At 71.4% G+C, this 19542-nt stretch carries 18 protein-coding genes and 1 tRNA gene; 12 read left to right on the forward strand and 7 right to left on the reverse strand.

Features of this window, described 5'->3' with window-relative positions:
• Window positions 1-10: 10 nt before the first annotated feature.
• On the reverse strand, window positions 11-949 hold the full coding sequence (locus tag ABGB14_RS24780) for an acyl-CoA desaturase (RefSeq protein ID WP_347646216.1): 939 nt from the start codon (window positions 947-949) through the stop codon (window positions 11-13).
• 301 nt (window positions 950-1250) lie between these two features.
• On the opposite strand from ABGB14_RS24780, the gene ABGB14_RS24785 reads away from it, so the two are divergent.
• The 12 genes from ABGB14_RS24785 (at window position 1251) to ABGB14_RS24840 (ending at window position 12933) form a co-directional block, all read left to right on the forward strand.
• Window positions 1251-1322: transfer RNA gene (locus ABGB14_RS24785), tRNA-Gln, on the forward strand.
• Window positions 1323-1448: 126 nt separating this feature from the next.
• The gene (gene glmU / locus ABGB14_RS24790) at window positions 1449-2897 is read left to right on the forward strand and encodes a bifunctional UDP-N-acetylglucosamine diphosphorylase/glucosamine-1-phosphate N-acetyltransferase GlmU (protein WP_347646217.1); all 1449 of its coding nucleotides are present in this window, start codon (window positions 1449-1451) and stop codon (window positions 2895-2897) included.
• A 64-nt stretch (window positions 2898-2961) separates the two neighbouring features.
• Window positions 2962-3939, forward strand: coding sequence for a ribose-phosphate diphosphokinase (locus ABGB14_RS24795; protein WP_347646218.1), 978 nt, complete (start codon window positions 2962-2964; stop codon window positions 3937-3939).
• A 123-nt stretch (window positions 3940-4062) separates the two neighbouring features.
• The gene (locus tag ABGB14_RS24800; protein ID WP_347646219.1) at window positions 4063-4677 is read left to right on the forward strand and encodes a 50S ribosomal protein L25/general stress protein Ctc; all 615 of its coding nucleotides are present in this window, start codon (window positions 4063-4065) and stop codon (window positions 4675-4677) included.
• A gap of 62 nt (window positions 4678-4739) precedes the next feature.
• Window positions 4740-5324, forward strand: coding sequence for an aminoacyl-tRNA hydrolase (gene pth / locus ABGB14_RS24805; RefSeq protein WP_347646220.1), 585 nt, complete (start codon window positions 4740-4742; stop codon window positions 5322-5324).
• A 110-nt stretch (window positions 5325-5434) separates the two neighbouring features.
• Complete coding sequence (locus ABGB14_RS24810; protein ID WP_347646456.1) at window positions 5435-6874, forward strand: sugar transferase; 1440 nt, start codon at window positions 5435-5437, stop codon at window positions 6872-6874.
• Complete coding sequence (locus ABGB14_RS24815) at window positions 6874-7860, forward strand: inositol monophosphatase family protein (protein ID WP_347646221.1); 987 nt, start codon at window positions 6874-6876, stop codon at window positions 7858-7860. Before ABGB14_RS24810 ends, ABGB14_RS24815 begins: the two co-directional genes overlap by 1 nt.
• Window positions 7861-7878: 18 nt before the next feature.
• Complete coding sequence (gene cysD / locus ABGB14_RS24820; protein ID WP_347646222.1) at window positions 7879-8793, forward strand: sulfate adenylyltransferase subunit CysD; 915 nt, start codon at window positions 7879-7881, stop codon at window positions 8791-8793.
• On the forward strand, window positions 8793-10055 hold the full coding sequence (gene cysN / locus ABGB14_RS24825) for a sulfate adenylyltransferase subunit CysN (RefSeq protein WP_347624137.1): 1263 nt from the start codon (window positions 8793-8795) through the stop codon (window positions 10053-10055). Before cysD ends, cysN begins: the two co-directional genes overlap by 1 nt.
• A gap of 90 nt (window positions 10056-10145) precedes the next feature.
• On the forward strand, window positions 10146-11039 hold the full coding sequence (locus ABGB14_RS24830) for a sulfotransferase (protein WP_347646223.1): 894 nt from the start codon (window positions 10146-10148) through the stop codon (window positions 11037-11039).
• The gene (locus ABGB14_RS24835; protein ID WP_347646224.1) at window positions 11036-11962 is read left to right on the forward strand and encodes a glycosyltransferase family 2 protein; all 927 of its coding nucleotides are present in this window, start codon (window positions 11036-11038) and stop codon (window positions 11960-11962) included. The genes ABGB14_RS24830 and ABGB14_RS24835 overlap by 4 nt, the downstream gene beginning before the upstream one ends.
• Before the next feature lie 134 nt (window positions 11963-12096).
• Entirely contained in the window at window positions 12097-12933 is an 837-nt protein-coding gene (locus ABGB14_RS24840) for a WecB/TagA/CpsF family glycosyltransferase (protein WP_347646225.1), read from the forward strand.
• 30 nt (window positions 12934-12963) lie between these two features.
• On the opposite strand, the gene ABGB14_RS24845 is transcribed toward ABGB14_RS24840, so the two are convergent.
• The 6 genes from ABGB14_RS24845 to ABGB14_RS24870 are packed head-to-tail and all read right to left on the reverse strand — an operon-like array spanning window position 12964 to window position 19525.
• A complete protein-coding gene (locus tag ABGB14_RS24845; RefSeq protein ID WP_347646226.1) occupies window positions 12964-13860 on the reverse strand; it encodes a sulfotransferase in 897 nt (298 codons plus the stop codon).
• Window positions 13857-15119 (reverse strand): polysaccharide biosynthesis C-terminal domain-containing protein, encoded by a 1263-nt coding sequence (locus ABGB14_RS24850; RefSeq protein WP_347646227.1) that lies wholly within the window; start codon window positions 15117-15119, stop codon window positions 13857-13859. The genes ABGB14_RS24845 and ABGB14_RS24850 overlap by 4 nt, the downstream gene beginning before the upstream one ends.
• Window positions 15120-15151: 32 nt before the next feature.
• Entirely contained in the window at window positions 15152-15976 is an 825-nt protein-coding gene (locus ABGB14_RS24855; protein WP_347646457.1) for a sulfotransferase domain-containing protein, read from the reverse strand.
• 26 nt (window positions 15977-16002) lie between these two features.
• Window positions 16003-16899, reverse strand: a complete 897-nt coding sequence (locus ABGB14_RS24860; protein ID WP_347646228.1) for a hypothetical protein — start codon at window positions 16897-16899, stop codon at window positions 16003-16005.
• Window positions 16896-18209, reverse strand: a complete 1314-nt coding sequence (locus ABGB14_RS24865) for a hypothetical protein (protein WP_347646229.1) — start codon at window positions 18207-18209, stop codon at window positions 16896-16898. Before ABGB14_RS24865 ends, ABGB14_RS24860 begins: the two co-directional genes overlap by 4 nt.
• On the reverse strand, window positions 18206-19525 hold the full coding sequence (locus ABGB14_RS24870; RefSeq protein WP_347646230.1) for a Wzz/FepE/Etk N-terminal domain-containing protein: 1320 nt from the start codon (window positions 19523-19525) through the stop codon (window positions 18206-18208). Before ABGB14_RS24870 ends, ABGB14_RS24865 begins: the two co-directional genes overlap by 4 nt.
• Window positions 19526-19542 lie beyond the last annotated feature (17 nt).

A 19542-nucleotide genomic window follows, 5' to 3' on the forward strand; every position in this document is an offset into this window, starting at 1 on the left:
CTGTTCGGCGTCAGGCAATGCGTTTCGCCGCCAGCCGCTCCGGAGTAGGCCAGCGTACGTCGTACACCCAGCCCAGCCGCTCGAAGATGCGGATGAGGCCGGCGCTCAGGTCGATCTGGCCCTTGAGCGCGCCGTGCCTGGCGCAGGTCGGGTCGGAGTGGTGCAGGTTGTGCCACGACTCGCCGAAGGACGGGATGGCCAGCCACCACACGTTGCGCGACTTGTCACGCACCTGGAAGTCCTCCTCGCCGAAGACGTGGCAGATGGAGTTGATGGACCAGGTGACGTGGTGCAGCAGGCCGATGCGGACGAGCGAGCCCCAGAACAGCGCGGTCAGCGCGCCCTGCCAGGACAAGGTGACGAGCAGACCGAGCAGGCCGGGCAGGAGGATCGAGACGAGGGCCAGCGGGCCGAACCACTTGTGCAGCTTGATGACGTCGGGGTCCTTGCACAGGTCGGGGGCGTACTTCTCCCTGTTCGTACGCTCGCTCTCGAACAGCCAGCCCATGTGGGCGTAGAGCAGGCCCTTGGTCATGTTCTTGAATCCGGGGCCGAAGCGCCACGGCGAGTGCGGGTCGCCCTCCTTGTCGGAGAACTTGTGGTGCTTGCGGTGGGTGGCGACCCAGTCGAGGACCGACATCTCCAGCGACAGGCTGCCGGCGATGCCCATCGCGATCTTGAGCGGCCGCTTGGCCTTGAACGATCCGTGCGTGAAGTAGCGGTGCAGGCCGACGGTGACGCCGAGCCCCGAGACGACGTAGAAGACGAGGGCGATGATCACGTCCGTCCATCCGAGGCCCCAGCCCCAGGCCAGCGGTACGGCCGCCGCGATCGCCACGAGGGGGAGCCCGACGACGAGGGTGAAGGTGACGAGTTCGGTCTTCGACCGTGGTTCTGGTTCGAAGTCCGGCTTCGGGGCAGGGGCGGAACGTTCGGTGGTAACGGTCATGGGCGACCTCCAAGTGCCTGTATAGGGATGAATGTCCGGCTACGCCACCGTAACCTACGCCAGCGTAAGTTAGGAAGACCTAAGCCGGGAATATGGCGAAGGTGACGATCCGCTGGGCAAGGTGGGTGGGGTTCATGCCTTGCGACTTCTTGGCTGGTCTGTTAAGGGTGGGGCGTATCCGTATCGTCGCTCTCACCTGGGCGGATCATCCGCCACGCGGAGCCGGGGCGTAATTTCGGGCGCGCGCGCACGTGCGGGCTCGGTATCGTAGGGATGTGTCGGACGCCACGTGTCCGATCTGTCCCGGATCGTCTAATCGGCAGGACAAGTGGTTTTGGTCCACTTTGTAGGGGTTCGAGTCCTCTTCCGGGAGCTTAGAGGTGATCCCCCCGCTGAGCGTCCGGGCTGAGGCCAGGTATCCTCACGGTGTCGGGAGGGTGTCGGTGCGGTAGCCGCACCGTACAACCCTGATCCGTCCAGCCACAGGGAGCCTCAGTCCGTGAGTGTGCCGCGCCCGGCAGCCGTCATCGTCCTCGCCGCGGGCGAGGGCACCCGGATGAAAAGCCAGACCCCGAAAGTCCTGCACGAGTTGTGCGGCCGCGCGCTGCTCGACCACATGCTCGCCGCCGCCCGCGATCTCGGCCCCGAGCGGCTCATCGTGGTGATCGGCCACGCGCTCGAACGCATGCGCGGCCACCTGGCGGCCACCAGCCCCGACGCGCGCGCCGTCGTCCAGAACGAGCAGCGTGGCACCGGCCACGCCGTGCGCACCGTCCTCGAAGAGGTCGGCACGATCTCCGGCACGGTCCTGGTCACCTACGGCGACGTGCCGCTGCTGCGCCCCCAGACCCTCGCCACGCTGCTCGAACGACACGACGCCGACGGCAACGCGGTCACCGTGCTGACGGCCGAGGTGCCCGACCCGACCGGCTACGGGCGGATCATCCGTGACGATTCCGGCGCCGTGCTGGAGATCGTCGAGGAGAAGGACGCCGACGCCGGGCAGCGCGCCGTCAAGGAGATGAACTCCGGCATCTACGCCTTCGACGGCGAGCTGCTGGCCGACGCCGTCAAGCGGGTGTCCGCCGACAACGCCCAGGGCGAGGAATACCTCACCGACGTGCTGGCCATCCTGCGCGGCGACGGCCACCGGGTCGGCGCGTGCGTGGCCGGCGACTTCGTCGAGGTCGAGGGCGTCAACGACCGCGTCCAGCTGGCCGCCGCCCGCCAGGTGCTCAACCGGCGGCTGCTGGAGGCCCACATGCGCGCCGGCGTCACGATCATCGACCCGGCCGGCACCTGGATCGACGTGAGCGTACGCATCGCGCCCGACGCGGTGATCCACCCGGGCACCCAGCTCCACGGCGACACCGTCATCGAGGCGGGCGCCGAGATCGGCCCCGCCACCACGCTCACCAGCACCCGGGTCGGGGCGGGTGCGACCGTCCGCAACGCGGTCTGCGACCACGCCGACATCGGGCCGGAGGCCAACGTCGGCCCCTACGCCTACCTCCGCCCCGGCACGGTGATCGGCCGCGGATCGAAGGCCGGCACCTTCGTCGAGATGAAGAACACCAAGGTCGGCGAGCGTTCCAAGGTGCCGCACCTGTCCTACGCCGGTGACGCCACGATCGGCGACGACGTCAACATCGGCGCCTCCACCGTCTTCGTCAACTACGACGGGGTCGACAAGCACCACACCACCGTGCGCGACGGCGCGTTCGTCGGCTGTGACACCATGCTCGTCGCCCCCGTGACCGTCGGCGACGGCGCCTACACGGCGGCGGGCTCGGTGATCGCCGACGACGTCCCGCCGGGCGCGATCGGCGTGGCACGGGCGCGGCAGCGCAACATCGAGAAATGGGTCCTGCGCAGGCGCGCGGGCACCAAGTCGGCCGCGGCCGCCCAGCGGGCGCTGGCCGAGCGGGATCAGGAGAAAGAAGCATGACCGAGCTTGCCGAGGTCATCGAGCAGCACGGCACCGTGGTCGTGAGAGTGACGAAGGGGGTCTCATGACCAGCATCAAGCAGCCGGGCGAGAAGAATCTCATGCTCTTCTCCGGCCGGGCCTACCCCGAACTGGCCGAAGAGGTGGCCGAGCACGTCGGCGTCTCCCTCACGCCCACCAAACTCATCGACTTCGCCAACGGCGAGATCTACGCCCGCTACCTCGAGTCCGTACGCGGCTGCGACGCCTTCGTCATCCAGAGCCACACCGGGCCCATCAATCAGTGGATCATGGAACAGCTCATCATGGTCGACGCGCTGAAGCGGGCCTCCGCCAAGCGCATCACCGTGGTCATGCCGTTCTTCGGCTACGCACGCCAGGACAAGAAGGGCCGCGGCCGCGAGCCCATCACGGCCAGGCTGATGGCCGACCTGTTCAAGACCGCCGGCGCCGACCGCCTCATGTCGATCGACCTGCACACCTCGCAGATCCAGGGCTTCTTCGACGGCCCGGTCGACCACCTGTTCGCCATGCCGGTGCTGGAAAACTACCTGAAGAACAAACTCGACCTGGCCAACACCACCATCGTCTCGCCCGACACCGGCCGGGTCCGCCTGTCGGAGCGCTGGGCCGACACGCTCGGCACGCCGCTGGCGTTCATCCACAAGCGGCGCGACCTCGACGTGGCCAACTCGGTCAAGGTCAACGAAGTCGTCGGCACCGTACGCGGCCGCACCTGTGTGCTGATCGACGACATGATCGACACCGCGGGCACGATCTGCAAGGCCGCCGACGCCCTCTACGAGCAGGGCGCCACCAACGTCATCGCCGCCGCCACCCACGCGGTCTTCTCCGAGCCGGCGGTCGACCGGCTGAAGAACTCCCGCATCAGCGAGGTGATCGTCACCAACACCCTGCCGCTGTCGGCGGCCAACAGGTTCGACAAGCTGACCGTCCTGACGATCGCGCCGCTCATCGCGCGCGCCATCACCGAGATCTTCAAGGACGGCTCCGTCACGAGCCTGTTCGAGGGTGACACGTGATCGAGCGGGACGGATGAAGGCCGGCCGGCCGGTAGACTATGAGGGTTGCGCTCGTAACGCCTTCCGCTAGGGCGGGTGAGGGGGAGCGCTCACCGATCCGATGAAGCATCCCTAGGAGATGTCGTGGCTGAAGTACGTATCGCCGCCGAGCAGCGCACCGCGTTCGGCAAGGGCGCCGCCCGCAAGATCCGTCGCGCGGACAAGGTGCCCGCCGTTCTCTACGGGCACGGCACCGACCCCAAGCACCTGACCCTGCCCGGCCACGAGGTGCTGCTCGCGCTCCGCACGGCCAACGTGCTGATCCGCCTCGAGGGTGAGGGCATCGACGAGCTGGCGCTGCCCAAGGGCGTGCAGCGCGACCCGATCAAGGGCTTCGTCGAGCACGTCGACCTGCTCCTGGTCAAGAAGGGGGAGAAGGTCACCGTCGAGATCCCGGTCACCGCCGTCGGCGACGTCCACCCCGACGGCCTGCTCGACCAGCAGCTCGTCTCCATCGCCGTCGAGGCCGAGGCCACCCACATCCCGACCGGTGTCGAGGTCGACGTCGAGGGCCTGGAGGTGGGCAAGGTGATCACCGCCGCCGACCTCCCGCTGCCGCAGGGCACCACGTTGTCCGCCGACGCCGACGTCGTGGTCCTCCACGTCATCAACAAGCCGGTCGAGGCTGCGGAGGAGGGCGCCGAGGCCGAGGGCGAGGGCGCCGAGGCTCCCGAGGGCGCCGAGGCCTCCGCCGAATAACGGTCATCCGGGCAACGGGGCGGCTTCGCACGAGCCGCTCCGTTGCGCTATGAGGGGATCACATGGATCGCTGGCTGATCGCCGGGCTGGGCAATCCAGGGCCCGAATACGCGGGCAACCGGCACAATGCGGGCTTCATGGTGCTCGACGAGCTGGCCGCCAGGGCCGGCGGGCGGTTCAAGGCGCACAAGAGCCGGGCCGAGGTCTGCGAGACCCGCGAGGCCATCCTCGCCAAGCCCTTGACCTACATGAACCTCTCCGGCGGGCCCGTCAAGGCGCTCTCCGACTTCTACAAGATCGGCGTCGACCGGCTGATCGTCGTCCACGACGAGCTCGACGTCCCCTACGGCGCGCTGCGGGCGAAGCTCGGCGGCGGCGACAACGGCCACAACGGCCTCAAGTCGATCACCAAGGTCCTCGGCACCCGCGACTACCTGCGGGTGCGGTTCGGCATCGGACGCCCGCCCGGCCGCATGGACCCTGCCTCCTACGTGCTCAGAGACTTCGCCACCGCCGATCGTAAAGACCTGCCCTTCCTCGTCGACCGGGCGGCCGACGTGGTGGAGTCGTTGATGGCCCGAGGCCTCGAGGCCACCCAGAACGATTTCCATCGGGCTGATCTGCACATTTCCGGCCCACCTCGCTGATCGCCGCATAGAGCCGTTCGCCGGTTCCTCCAGCTTCCCCGCCGCTACGATCTGTGACTGTCCGTACGGGAATGGTCACCGGGGAGGCGCGTGTGCGCGGTGAAGGGCTCATGGCCGTCGCCGGAAACGGTCATGCCGTCTCCTGGGGGGTCGGGCCGCGCGTGCCCTCCTGGGTGCGCTCCTACCAGGTGCGGGCCGTGCTGGCCGACCTGTGCGGGGCGGGCGCCGCGGCCACGATCGCCTTCACGATCAGGTTCGGCGGGCTCACCCCCTACGTGCTGCCGTACCTCCTGGTCAGCATGGCCCTGCCGGTGGTGTGGTGCTGCGCGGTGGCGCTCAACAGGGCCTACGAGCCGCGCATGCTGGGCGTCGGCTCCGAGGAGTTCCGCAGGATCCTGCAGGCGGGCGTGGCGCTGACCGCGGGCACCGCCATCGGCTCCTACGTGACCAAGACCGACGTCGCCCGCGGCTACGTCGTGCTGGCACTGCCCCTGGTCACCCTCTTCACGCTGGTGCTCCGCTACGGCCTGCGGCGCTCGCTGCACCGGCGCAGGGCGGCGGGCGGGTGCATGCGCCGGGTGGTCGCGGTCGGCCACCCTGTCGCGATCGCCGAACTGGTGCGGCTCTTCCGCAGGGAACGCCATCACGGCATGGACGTCGTGGCGGCCTGCCTGCCCGGCGGACGTGCCGGCGACAACGTGGGCGAGGTGCCGGTCGCCGGCGACCTCAGCGACGTGCCGATCGCGGTCGGCCAGTACACCGCCGACACCGTGGCCGTCCTGGCCTGCCCCGAGATGGACGGCCAGGCGCTGCGCCGGCTGGCCTGGCGGCTGGAGCGCACCCACACCGAGCTCGTGGTGGCCCCCGCGCTGATGGACGTCGCCGGCCCGCGCACCACGATCAGGCCCGTCGCCGGGCTGCCGCTGCTGCACGTGGAGCATCCCGAGCTCACCGGGGCCAGGCAACTGGTCAAGAACGTCTTCGACCGGCTGGTCGCGGCCGCCCTGCTCGTGCTGCTGGCGCCCGTGCTGGTGGTGCTGGCGATCGCCGTCCGCGTGACGAGCCCGGGGCCCGCGCTGTTCCGGCAGACCCGGGTCGGCAAGGGCGGGAAGGTGTTCACCATCGTGAAGTTCCGCACCATGCGGCGCGGCGCGGAACGGCAGAAGATCACACTGGTCAGCGACCGCGACGGGCTGCTGTTCAAGATGCGCAACGATCCGCGGGTCACGCCGCTCGGGGCGCTGATGCGCCGCCACTCGCTCGACGAGCTGCCCCAGCTCATCAACGTCGTACGGGGTCACATGTCGCTCGTCGGCCCCCGCCCGCCGCTGCCCGAGGAGGTGGCGCGCTACGGTGACGACGTGCGCAGAAGACTCCTCGTACGCCCTGGGCTGACCGGGCTGTGGCAGGTCAACGGTAGATCTGACCTATCGTGGGAGGAATCCGTCCGTCTAGACCTGCGTTACGTCGAGAACTGGTCCCTCACTCTGGACCTCCAGATCCTGTGGAAGACTTGGTCGGCCGTCGCCCGCGGGCAAGGAGCTTATTGATGACGATTCGCGACGATCACGCCCTCGCCGCTGACCTGGCCACCGAGGCCGGCGAACGGCTGCTGGGGGTCCGCGAGCGCACCGGGTTCGACGACCCCGCCGCGCTGCGGGCCGAGGGCGATCGCGCCGCCCACGTCCTGCTGATGGAGTCGCTGGCCAGGCTGCGGCCGAGCGACTGCGTGCTGTCGGAGGAGGCCACTCGCGAGGAGCGCCTCGACCCGCGCCGCCTCACCGCCGACCGGGTGTGGATCGTCGATCCTCTGGACGGCACCCGCGAGTTCTCGGAGCGGCGAGCAGGCCCCGGAGGCGGCAGCTCGCGTGACCACGAAGGGGCCGTGGGGAGCGCGACCATGGGCACTGAGCGGCGAGCAGGCCCCGGAGGCGGCAGCTTGCGTGACCACGAAGGGGCCGTGGGGAGCGCGACCATGGGCACTGAGCGGCGAGCAGGCCCCGGAGGCGGCAGCTCGCGTGACCACGAAGGGGCCGTGGGGAGCGCGACCATGGGTGCGGAGGGCCGGTCGGACTGGGCTGTGCACGTGGCGTTGTGGGAGCGCGGCAGGCTGACCGCGGGCGCCGTGGCGCTGCCCGCCCAGGGCCGTACGCTGACGACCGCCGACCCGCCCAAGCCTCCCGCCCACGAGAAGGGGCGTTTCCGCATCGCGGTGAGCCGCACCCGGCCGCCCGAGTTCGTCCAGAAGCTGGCCTACCTGGTCGGCGCCGATCTCGTGCCGATCGGATCGGCGGGGGCGAAGATCTCGGCGGTGCTCACCGGCGAGGTCGAGGCGTACGTACACGCCGGGGGCCAGTACGAGTGGGATTCCGCCGCGCCGGTCGCCGTCGCCCTGGCCGCAGGGGTTCACGCGAGCCGCATCGACGGCTCCGAGCTGATCTACAACCAAGCCGACCCGTCCCTACCCGATATCCTGGTTTCCCTACCCGATCTGGCGGCATCCCTGCTGGCCGGGATCAGGGACCTGCACTGCTGACCTCCGGAGGAAGCTTCCATGCTCCAGCGCGACTACACGACGTCGCAGCTCGACGTGCTCGAGGCAGAGGCCATTCACATCATGCGTGAGGTGGCCGCCGAGTTCGAGCGCCCCTGTCTGCTCTTCTCCGGAGGCAAGGACTCGATCGTCATGCTCCGCATCGCGGAGAAGGCGTTCTGGCCCGCACCCATCCCGTTCCCGCTCATGCACGTCGACACCGGCCACAACTTCGACGAGGTCATCGAGTTCCGTGACCGCCGCACCGCCGAGCTCGGCGCGCGCCTGATCGTGGCCAGCGTGCAGGAGTCGATCGACCAGGGCAGGGTCGTCGAGCAGACGGGCCGGCGCGCCTCGCGCAACCGCCTGCAGACCACCACCCTGCTCGACGCGATCGAGGCGCACGAGTTCGACGCCGTGTTCGGCGGAGCCAGGCGCGACGAGGAGAAGGCCAGGGCCAAGGAGCGGGTGTTCTCCTTCCGCGACGACTTCGGCCAGTGGGATCCGAAGAACCAGCGCCCCGAGCTGTGGAACCTCTACAACGCCCGCATCCGCAAGGGCGAGCACATCCGTGTCTTCCCGCTGTCCAACTGGACCGAGCTCGACGTCTGGGACTACATCAGGCGCGAGGGCATCGAGATTCCCTCCATCTACTTCGCCCACACCCGCAAGGTGTTCGAGCGCGACGGCATGCTGCTGCCCGACGCCGACGTTGTCCAGCGCGGCGACGACGAGCCGCTGTACGAAGCGGTGGTGCGCTACCGCACCGTGGGCGACATGACCTGCACGGGCGCCGTGCAGTCCCCGGCCACCACGGTCGAGGAGATCATCGAGGAGATCGCGGCCACCCGGATCACCGAGCGCGGCGCCACCAGGGCCGACGACCGGGCGTCCGAGGCCGCCATGGAGGACAGGAAGAGAGAGGGCTACTTCTGATGGACATTCTTCGCTTTGCCACTGCGGGGAGCGTCGACGACGGCAAGTCCACCCTCATCGGACGGTTGCTCTACGACTCCAAGGCGATCTTCGAGGACCAGCTCGAGGCCGTCGAGCGCACCTCGCGTGACCGCGGCACCGAATACACCGACCTGTCGCTGCTGACCGACGGGCTGCGGGCCGAGCGCGAGCAGGGCATCACGATCGACGTGGCCTATCGCTATTTCGCGACACCGCGCCGCAAGTTCATCATCGCCGACACGCCCGGCCACATCCAGTACACCCGCAACATGGTCACCGGCGCCTCCACAGCAGACCTGGCGATCATCCTCATCGACGCCCGCAAGGGGGTGCTGGAGCAGTCGCGGCGCCACGCGTTCCTGGCCTCGCTGCTGCGCGTGCCGCACCTGGTGCTCGCCGTCAACAAGATGGATTTGGTCGACTACTCGCAGGAGCGGTTCGAGGAGATCAGGGAGGAGTTCACCTCGTTCGCGTCCAAGCTGAACGTCGGCGACCTCACCTTCATCCCGATCTCCGCGCTCAACGGCGACAACGTGGTCTCCCGCTCGGAGAACATGCCCTGGTATCTCGGCACGTCGCTGCTGCACCACCTGGAGAACGTGCACATCGCCTCCGACCGCAACCTGACCGACGTGCGCTTCCCCGTCCAGTACGTGATCCGCCCGCAGCGGGCCACCGACCACGCCTTCCACGACTACCGCGGCTACGCCGGCCAGGTGGCGGGCGGGGTGCTCAAGCCGGGCGACGAGGTGATGCACCTGCCCTCGGGGCTCACCACGCGGATCGCGTCGATCGACACGTTCGACGGTCCGGTGGAGGAGGCGTTCTCGCCCATGTCGGTGACGCTGCGCTTCGAGGACGACCTCGACATCTCGCGCGGCGACATGATCGCCAGGCCCAACAACCAGCCGCACGTCGCGCAGGAGCTGGAGGCGATGATCTGCTGGATGGCCGACGGCATCAAGCTGACGCCCCGCACCAAGCTGACGATCAAGCACACCACCCGTACGGCGCGCGCCCTGGTGCGCGACCTGCACTACCGGCTCGACGTCAACACGCTGCACCGGGACGAAGAGGCCACGTCGCTCGGCCTCAACGAGATCGGGCGGGTGTCGCTGCGGGTCACCCAGCCGCTGTTCGTGGACGACTACTCCCGCAACCGGATGACCGGCGGCTTCATCCTCGTAGACGAGGCCACGAACGGCACGGTCGCCGCCGGCATGGTCATGGACGCGCACTGAGGTAGATCTTTTGGCGAATCCGTGACCATCTGATTACGCTCCGCGCTAGGGTCTTCGCGTTCCGTGTTGGCGACGCGAAGGCCCTTTTCCGTGACCGACCACCCACCCACCCGGGTCATCTACCTGGGAGGCCTCGGCCGCAGCGGCACCACGCTGCTGGAAAGGCTGCTGGGCGAGCTGCCCGGCGTGGTGGCGCTGGGAGAGGTGGTGCACGTCTGGGAGAGGGGCGTCCTCGCGCAGGAGCTCTGCGGGTGCGGTGCGGCCTTCCCGGCCTGCGCCTTCTGGCGTGCGGTCGGTGAGCGGGCGTTCGGTGGCTGGACCACGTCAGTGGCCGGAAGGGTCCTGACGTTGCGGCGCCGGGTCGACCGCACCCGCAGGATCCCCCGCATCGCGCATCCCGACCTGGCCGAATACGCGCGGGCGTACCAGACGCTCTACTCCGCCGCGGGCGCGCCTGTCGTGATCGACTCCAGCAAGCACGCGTCCCTGGCCTGCTGCCTGGTCGCCGCGGGCGTGGACGTGTCGATCGTCCACGTGGTCCGAGACCCGCGCGCCGTCGCCCACTCCTGGGGCAGGACCGTCGAGCGCCCCGAGGACGGGCGTCCCATGACCCGCTGGGGCCCCGCCAGAGCGGCCGTCCACTGGACGGCCCAGAACGCCGCGCTCGAGCTGCTCGCCGGGCGCGGGGCGCGGGTGATCCGCGTCCGCTACGAAGACCTCGTGGCCGCGCCCGTGGCCACGCTCACCCGCCTGGCCCACGGCCTCGGCCTGGCCGCGGCGGACCTGCCGTTCATCGACGGCTCGACCGCCTGGCTCGGCCCCTCCCACACGGCCTCCGGCAACCCGATGCGCTTCCGCGTGGGGCGGGTGGAGCTCCGGCGGGACGACGCCTGGGTGTCGGGGCTGGCGGGCCGCGACCGGCGCGCAGTCGACCTGCTCACCTGGCCGCTCAGGGCCCGGTACGGCTATCGGAGCGCGGCATGACCCCATCCGTCGGCGTGGTGATCCCGACCCGCGGCAACCGCCCCGCCCAGCTGCGCGAGGCCGTGGCAGCGGTCCTCGCCCAGGACCATCCCGGCGGGCTCCGCGTGGTCGTGGTGGCCGACACTCCTGACGCCGAGCCGGCCGCCGCGGCCCGCGACGTCGCCGAGCAGGTGGCCGACGTGGCCTCTCCTGACCGGCCCGCACGGCTACGGGTCATGCCCAACCTGCTCACCCCCGGGCTCCCAGGGGCACGGAACACCGGGATCGCGGCGTGCGACACCGACCTCGTCGCGTTCTGCGACGACGACGACGTGTGGCTGCCCGGCAAGCTCGCCGCGCAGGTGCGGGCGCTGCGCGACGGCGGCGAGTTCGCCAGCTGCGGCATCGAGGTCGAATACGCCGGCCGTCGCGTGATCCGCCTCGCCGGCGCCTCGACGGTGACGGCCGGCGACCTGGTCCGTTCGCGGATGGTGATGGTGCACTCGTCGACGTTCCTGTTCGAGCGCGGCTCGTTGTGGGTGGACGAGACCGCCCCCGCCGGGCAGAACGAAGACTGGGACCTCGCCCTGCGCGCCGCCAGGCGCCGGCCGATCGTGCAGGTCGACCGTCCGCTGGTCCGGGTGCGATGGGGCGGATCCCACTACGCCACGCGCTGGGCCGACCGCATCGCCGGGCTCGACTGGATGCTCGCCCGCCACCCCGAGCTCGCCGGGGACCCGCGGGGCGCGGCGCGGATCTACGGCCAGCTCGCCTTCAGCCACGCCGCGCTCGGGCACCGCCGCGAGGCCGCCCGCTGGGCGCTGCGCACGTTCGCGGCCCGGCTGGGCGAGCCGCGCGCGGCGATCGCGCTCGCCGTGGCGGCTGGTCTCGTCTCCGCGCCCACCGTCCTCACAACGCTCCACCACAGGGGGCACGGCATTTGACTCCGCCCACCACCCCGCTACACGCCACAGCCTCGGGCGCCATGTCCCATGAGCGTCCCGCCGGGCCCTTAGCCTCCTCCGGGCGGGCGGTTCCCGTTCTCGCGGCACAGCTCTGTGCGGGGCCGGTGCCGTCCGTGGCGCCCGGAGCGGAGGTCCTCGACCCGGGAGCGCGGCGGGCGGCGCGGGTACGGGTGGGCGGGGTCGAGGTGGACGCGCTCACCGAGGACGACGTGGTCGCATGGGTGGCAGGCGAGCTGGAGTCGGGAAGGGGCGGCCGGATCGTCACCCCGAACGTCGACATCTGCAGAGCCGCCGTCGCCGATCCCGCCCTGAACGACCTGGTGTGCTCGGCGGAGCTCGTCGTGGCCGACGGCATGCCGCTGGTGTGGGCGGCCAGGCTGCAGGGCACCCCGCTGCCCCAGCGCGTCACGGGAGCCGATCTCATCTGGTCGCTCAGCCGCTCCGCCGCCCGTCACGGCTGGCCCGTCTACCTGCTCGGCGGCCCGCCCGGCGTCGCGCGCAAGGCCGCGGCCGAGCTCACGAGCCGCTTTCCGCGACTGCGGGTATGCGGCGCCCACGGTCCGCCGTACGGCTTCGACGCGACCACCGAGGGCAGGGAGAGCGTCCTGCGGAGGGTGGTCGCCGCACGGCCACGGCTCGTGTTCGCCGGGCTGGGATTCCCGAGACAGGACCGGCTCATCGCCGACCTGCGGCACGAGCTGCCGGGGACGTGGTTCCTGGGGTGTGGCGCGGCGATCGGATTCGCCGCGGGGACGGTCGCCAGGGCTCCGGAGTGGATGCGGCGGGCCGGGCTGGAATGGGCGTTCCGGCTGGCCGTCGAGCCAGGCCGGCTGGCGCGCCGCTACCTGGTCGACGACCTGCCGTTCGCGGCCCGGCTGCTGGGCGGCTCGCTCATCGCACGGGTCAGGTCCGGCGCCCGGTCACGTCCGGCGATCCGGCAGAGCGGCTGACTCCGACGGGATGAGCGCCGGATGGCCGGGTCAGGTGGCGGTGAGGGCTCGTACGCGGGCGGCGTCCTCGGGGGTGAGGCCGCGGGCCGCGTCGCGCAGGGCCCGGCGGGAGTCCATGGGCCGGTACGCCGTGCGTGACAGGCGCGACCAGGCGAACCCCCTCCCAGGCGCTGAGGGGCCGGTGCAGGCTCGCAGGATGCGGCGTTCGGCGGCGGGCGTCCAGGACAGGCCGGCGTGGTCGTACAGGTCGCGGAAGCGGGGGAGCGGGTCGGCGGCCAGGGATTCGTACGACGTGATGAGGATGCCCGGCGTGCGGGCCAGGATCGAGCGGGTCGCCCGCCACAGCGCGGCGGCCTTGGCGATGCGGTCCTGCGAGCCGACCAGGGCGCGCAACTCCAGCAGGCCGGGGTGGTCACGTACGAGCAGCGGCTGCTCCAGCAGCTCGTGGAAGTGGACGGTCCACCCCAGCCGCTGCCAGCTCGCCACGAACGACACCGGATCGCGCACCAGCGCGATCACCCGGCACCCCAGGCGGCGGGCGAACCAGCCGGCGCTCAGCACGGCGAACGGGTCGTCGAGCAGCGCCCGCCGGCCCGCCAGCCGGCCGAGCGTGAACGCGGTGCCGTAACGGACGAGGCGGGCCAGGTCGTACGGCGAGTGGTTGGCCCGCGCCTCGGACAGCCAGCGGTAGCGCAGGGCGACCGTGTCGCGGAAGGCGGGCAGCCAGGTGGCGGCGTTGTCGTCGCAGATGTACTGGAACCGGTGGGTCACCTCGGCCCTGAGCACTCCCGGGCAGCGTCCTGGCGGGTGTTGCGGGTTGAGCGGCTCGTTGACGTAGACGAGGTCGCCGCCGGCGGCGAGCATCTTGCCGGTCCAGCTCGTGCCGCTTCTCGGCAGGCCGGTCACCAGCACGGGGGCCCGGGTCACGCGGCGGCCCGCGTGCGCAGGCGCAGCGCCGCCAGGGTGTGGCGCCCGAACGGGTGCAGGCCGTAGCGGCGGTGGAGCTGCCACAAGGGGAGCAGGTTCTTCACCAGGACGCCGCCCGACCAGCCGACGACCGCTCCGAGAGCCCCGTACGAGGGGATCAGGGCCAGGTCGAGGGCCACGGTGCAGGCGATCGCGGCCAGCACGTTGAGCAGGCTCGCGCCGGTGTGCCCGGCGGCGGTCAGCACCACGTCGACCATCCCGCAGGCCGTGGCCACCATCATCGTCCCCGCCAGGACGAGCGCCACCGGCGCCGCCTGGCTGTAGGAGGGGCCGAACAGGTGCAGCAGCCAGGGCGCCAGCGCCGCGTACCCCAGCCAGACCGGCCAGGTCATCAGCACCAGCCAGACCGTGGCGGTCTGGTAGAGCTCCCCTGCGCGCGCCCGCTCGCCCGCGGCGAGCGCCCTCACCAGCCGAGCCTGTACGGCCTGCGCCAGTCCCTGGTTGGCGAGCTGCCCGACCACCTTGAACCGGGTGGCGGCCGTGTAGACGGCGGCCTGCGCGGGCCCGCCGAGCGCGGCGACGATCAGGATGTCCACCCGCTGGAACACCGCCTGGATCGCCCCCGCGACCGAGCGGGGCGCGGTGTGGCGCCACAGGTCCCTGCCCGTGCCCGAGAGGTACGGCGTGTGCGGCGCCCGTCCCCGCAACGTGGTGGCGGCCAGGACCGGCAGCAGCGCGTACGGCGCCGCCCACGCGACGGGCAGCCACCACACCGCCCCGGTCAGCGCCACGGCGGTCACCAGGGCGAGCTGGCAGCCCGGCACCAGCACGCCGTCCAGCACCACGGTGGGCCTCATGGCCCCGAACCCCCTGGTTGCGGCCAGCAGGACGTCGCCCGCCACGATGAGCGGGATCGCCGCGGCGAGCAACCCGAGATGCGGATACAGCAGCGCGCCCGCGGCGCAGGCCGCCACCACGCTGGGGAGGAGCGCCGCCCGGATATATCCCGAAATACCGCGATACTCGAAGGTTCGAGCGCGGGCGATGAAGTAGATCAGCCCGTTCCCGGCGTCCAGCTTGGCGATCCCGGCCGCCATCAGGGCCAGCGCGGTCACCGTGAAGAACGCCCCCGCCTCCGCCGCCGTGAACGACCTCGTCACCACCACGACCAGGGCAAACTGCGTGAGCGCGCTGAAGACGGCCCCCGCGACCCCGGCGACCCCCCGCCGCCTCACCGAGCCGATTACCGGGCCGACCATTGGGCCGACCATTGGGCCGACCATTGGGCCGGTCACTGGCGCCACGACGGCTCACCGCCCAGCCACCGCGCCAGCCGGGCGTCGTGCGGGGCGAAGTGCTCCCGCAGCGCCCGCGCCAGATCGGGCGGCACCCGGCGCGGCAACGCCCGGCCGTTGTGCCGCTCGAACTCCGGACAGCCCAGCCGGGGCACCTCCAGGAAGTCCAGTACCCGGTCATAGACGGCCCTCGGCCGGGCGAAGAACAGGTGGCTGTCGAGCACCAGGATGCGCTCGCGCCCGAACAACGGCTCCAGCCGGTCGAGCTGGTCGGCGTAGCGGCCCCGGGCGAGGTAGGCCTGGTGGCGATGGGCGTGGTGGAGCGCGAAGGGTTCGTTCCGCAGCAGCTCCTCCGCTCCGGCCAGGCGCCGTTCCTCCAGCTCGACCGCGCGCTCGAAGTGCGACTCCGTCTCGAACCCCCTGGCCAGCTCGTGGGCGTGCGCGGAGCAGGCCCGCTCCACCGGGTCGCGCACCAGCACGATGAGCTTCACGCCGGGCAGGTCGGCCGCGATGCGCTCCCCGGCCAGCGGATGGAACAGGTAGTAGGGCGACGACTCGAACGCCAGCGCCCGCGCGCCGTACCGGCGGCCGAGCAGCGCCGCGCCGGCCCGCAGCGGGAAATGCCCCTGATACCAGGACATTCCCCGCTCATAGCCGACGTCGAAGTAGTGCACGCCCTTGTGCAACACCGGCTTGAGCAGCAGCGGGTGTTGTTCCAGGGCGCGGTACAGCGAGGTGGTGCCGCACCGCTGTGCCCCCGCGATCAGGAACGACGGCAACATCCGGGCGCCCGACGTGAACCTGCCCGTGTTCCTGGACATCGACAACACCGGCGCCTTGAAGGCCTTCACGTGAGCAGCTCCTCGTGGTCGACGACCGGGCAGAGCCAGGTCTCGGGAGGCCCGAGCGGGGCGTGGCCGTCGGCCGCGTGCCTGTCGGCCAGCGCGATCAGGTAACGCAGGGCGGTCTGCCTCGCCACCGACGCCGACACCCCCAGGGGCGCGAGCACGCGTACGGACTGTGCCAGGCAGGCCCGCGCCGCGACCGGCGGGCTCATCCTGCGCAGGGCCCGCTGGAAGAAGTGGTGCACGGCGTCCAGCCCGTAGGGCACGCCGACTTCGTAGCGCTCCCAGTCCCATACGAGCAGCCGCCCGTCGGGGGAGGGGCACATGTTCCAGGGCGCGAGGTCACCGTGCCAGGCCGGCGACGACCCTCCGGTGGCCGCGATCTCCTTGACCGCGGCGAGCCGCAGCGGCTCGCTCACCCGGCCGTGCCGGACCGGCAGCGGCGCGAGCGCCAGCACCGTGAGCCCCTTCCAGCCGCCGTGGTGCAGCACCCTGGGCGCGACCACCGTGTCCAGCGACATCCCGGCCAGCCGGTGCAGGGCGGCCGCCTCGGCGGCGACCAGTTCGCGGGCGCGCGGGCTGTCGCCGATCTTCACGAACGCCAGCCGCCGCGCTCCCGAGCGCACCTCGAGAACGGGCTTGCGGTTGGCCCGCCGCGCGGGACGTACGTGCAGGACCGTCTCGACCGGCCGGGCGAAGACCTCGCTCAGGTGCGCCGCGATGGAGCCCTCGACCGGCACCACGACCCGCGACCCCACATGCCACCAGCGGCGCGGCGCGAGCCGGCGCGGCAGGGCCGTGTGCGGCAGCACGGTGTAAGGGCGGGGGGAGCCCGGCCCGGGATACAGCAGCCGCACGGTCTCCGCGAGATAGCCGAGGCGGACGGCGGCGTCGGTCATCGGAAACCTCCATGGATACTCCGGCCCTCATGCCGGGGAGCGGGTGACGCGTTCCTCCACAGGATGGCGAACGAGATGAGGTACAGGCTGAGCGGCGTGAACAGGCCGTCGTAGACGAACATGTAGAGCAGCACGAGCCCCATGACGAGCACCCCGGCCAGCCCGGCGGGGCTGCGGTCACGCCAGTGCCGCCGGATGGCGCCCGCGAAGAACGCCACGTAGAGCGCCGCCCCGGTGAACCCCTGCGTCATGATCAGCAGCCAGAGCTGCCCGTCGCTGCCCAGCGGCGGGTGCCCGCAGCCCGTGCACCACTGGGTCTTGCCCGTGGTGATCGTGCGGTGGTTGCCGGTCGCGTTGCGCGTGTTGCCGTAGCCGATGACCGGCGAGTGGGAGGCGGCGGCGAGCGTCGCGCTCACGGTGAAGGCCCTGATGTCGTTGGAGTGCGGCTTGTCCAGCCGCTGCGCGAACAGCGGGGCGAGCGGGCTGAGCGCGAACGCCAGCGCCGCCACGGCCACGCCCCCGCAGAGCGCGACGCGCGTGCGCCCGCCCACCCGGACGATCAGGTAGAGCACGGCCAGGCCGAGACCGATCCACAGGCCGCGGTTGAGGGAGTACACGATGGGGACGGCGGCCAGAGCGATCAGCACCACGGCGAGAGCCCTGCGCCGCCGCCCGCCGTACACCCACCAGCCGACCACGAACCAGACGAGCAGCACCGACACGTTGCTGCCCCACGCATTGGCCCATTCGAAGGGCGCCTCGGGCCTGGGCATGGCGTAGCCGAGCACCTTCTGCGTCTGGCCGGCGGTGGGGTGGATGAGGTTCTGGACGAACGGGTTCTCGCCGATCCAGCCGGGCAGCAGCAGCTCCACCGGCGAGGTGAAGTGGAACGACGGGAACAGCACGCCGAGCAGCCCGCCCGCGACCGTGGTGACGAAGAGCGCGCCCATCATCCGCACCAGGCGCAGTTGCGGCAGCTCGCGCTCGGTCAGGTTGCCGAGGTAGAGCACCACGATGAGGATCGCCGTGTAGAGCGCCAGCCGCATGCCGTAGCCGATGATCCTGCCGGGCCCGAGCTCGCCGTAGGTGCCGGGCGGCATCTCCGCCAGCATCAGACCGCTCACCAGATAGCCGGCCAGCAGCAGCAGCCACAGCCCGAACCCGCGCGGCACCCTGATCGGCCTGCGCCGCCAGAGGATCACCACCATGGGCGCCGCCAGGACGATCACCGCCAGGCCGCCGAACCCGAGCGCCCACCAGATCGGATAGCCGACCAGCAGCGCGGCGATGGGCCACGCGGGGCCTTTCACGCTGGCTTGCCCCTCCGCCTGGTCCGGTGCAGCGCCTGCATGCGCGTGCCCTCAGCCGGCACGCTCACTTGGAGTTCGCCGGTGGCGACGAGTTTGCCGAGCGAGGTGTGCGGGCGCGCCTCGATGTAGGGGACGAACGACGGCACCGCGTCGGTGGCGGCGACCGCGCCGATGACGGGAACGTCGTGCCGGGCGAGGCGGCGTACGGTGGCCGCGACTTCGGTGGAGGTGACCCGGCGGAGCCCGACGAGCAGCAGGGCCGCGTCCGCCCTGGACAGGTCGCGCACGTCGGAGCCGTCGAGCACCGTCAGCGGCGCGCCGACCGCGAGCGGCTCGGCGGGCGAGGAGACGTAGAGGTGCGCGGGCAGCGCCTTGACCAGGAGCCGGTTGCCGGGGCATGCGGCGACCACGGCGCCGGCCAGGTCGTGGGGCAGCTCGTGCTCGCCCGGTCTCGACAGGTCGGCGAGAACGGGCAGGCCGGTCAGGCGCTCGATGTCGGCGGCCGTGCGCAGGCGCGTGTCGAGCCGGTCGCGGGCGTGGGCGGCGGCCGTGCCGGTGAGCAGCCCGGCCATGAGCCCGGTGCCGAGGTGGAGCGGCAGGACGGGGCCGCTGGGCTCGGTGGGCGGCTCGGCCTTGCTGATGATCGCGCCGGGGGTCACCGCGACGGTCCGCAGCTCGTCGTATTTCAGCGCGAGGTTGGCGGCCTGCCGGTTGAGGACGTTCTGGCGCTGGGCGGCGATCGCGTGCTCGGCGCTGCCGCGGGGCAGCGTGTGCAGCCGCTTGATCGTCAGCTCGATGGCGGAGTTGACGTGCTTGAGCTTGGCGAGGACGGTGCGCTGCTGCTCGGCCATCGCGGTCAGCGCGTTGTGGCGGCGGTGGGCGAGGTAGGCCTCGGCGTAGGCGTGGGACTGGGCCGCCGCGGCGGCGGGCTCGGCGGCGGTCACCGCGATCCACAACACCGCGGAGTTGGGCGGCACCGAGACCTCGACCTCCTCGAGCTCGGCGCCCCGCAGCGCCATGGCGGCCCGCGTGGCGACCACGGTGGACCGGGCGACCTGGGCCTCGGTGTCGAGGTTGAGCGCCTCGCGCTGGCGGTTGGTCACCTGGTTGCCCGGCTCCTGCGTGCCGACGGGCATGACGAGCACCTGCGTGGTCGCGGTGTAGGAGGCCGGCGTCAACCACAGCAGCGCGAGCCCCGCGGCGCCGCCGGCGACGACGCAGCCGACGAGGACGGCCCAGCGCCGGCGCAGCGGCGCGAGATGCTCACCCAGCTGGGCGCCGGTGCGGGGGACCTGAGGGTCCGGCGGCAGGCTCATGAGGGGTCTCCTGGATC

This window comes from Nonomuraea sp. B10E15, from assembly GCF_039871615.1.
GTDB lineage: Bacteria > Actinomycetota > Actinomycetes > Streptosporangiales > Streptosporangiaceae > Nonomuraea.

Bases quoted from the DNA above. Each gene is read 5' to 3' on its own strand.
- cysD (WP_347646222.1), top strand. From the start codon at position 7,879: ATGCTCCAGCGCGACTACACGACGTCGCAGCTCGACGTGCTCGAGGCA.
- ABGB14_RS24810 (WP_347646456.1), top strand. From the start codon at position 5,435: ATGGCCGTCGCCGGAAACGGTCATGCCGTCTCCTGGGGGGTCGGGCCG.
- ABGB14_RS24815 (WP_347646221.1), top strand. From the start codon at position 6,874: ATGACGATTCGCGACGATCACGCCCTCGCCGCTGACCTGGCCACCGAG.
- ABGB14_RS24855 (WP_347646457.1), bottom strand. From the start codon at position 15,976: ATGTCCAGGAACACGGGCAGGTTCACGTCGGGCGCCCGGATGTTGCCG.
- ABGB14_RS24780 (WP_347646216.1), bottom strand. From the start codon at position 949: ATGACCGTTACCACCGAACGTTCCGCCCCTGCCCCGAAGCCGGACTTC.
- cysN (WP_347624137.1), top strand. From the start codon at position 8,793: ATGGACATTCTTCGCTTTGCCACTGCGGGGAGCGTCGACGACGGCAAG.
- pth (WP_347646220.1), top strand. From the start codon at position 4,740: ATGGATCGCTGGCTGATCGCCGGGCTGGGCAATCCAGGGCCCGAATAC.
- ABGB14_RS24870 (WP_347646230.1), bottom strand. From the start codon at position 19,525: ATGAGCCTGCCGCCGGACCCTCAGGTCCCCCGCACCGGCGCCCAGCTG.
- ABGB14_RS24835 (WP_347646224.1), top strand. From the start codon at position 11,036: ATGACCCCATCCGTCGGCGTGGTGATCCCGACCCGCGGCAACCGCCCC.
- ABGB14_RS24795 (WP_347646218.1), top strand. From the start codon at position 2,962: ATGACCAGCATCAAGCAGCCGGGCGAGAAGAATCTCATGCTCTTCTCC.
- ABGB14_RS24860 (WP_347646228.1), bottom strand. From the start codon at position 16,899: ATGACCGACGCCGCCGTCCGCCTCGGCTATCTCGCGGAGACCGTGCGG.
- ABGB14_RS24850 (WP_347646227.1), bottom strand. From the start codon at position 15,119: ATGGTCGGCCCGGTAATCGGCTCGGTGAGGCGGCGGGGGGTCGCCGGG.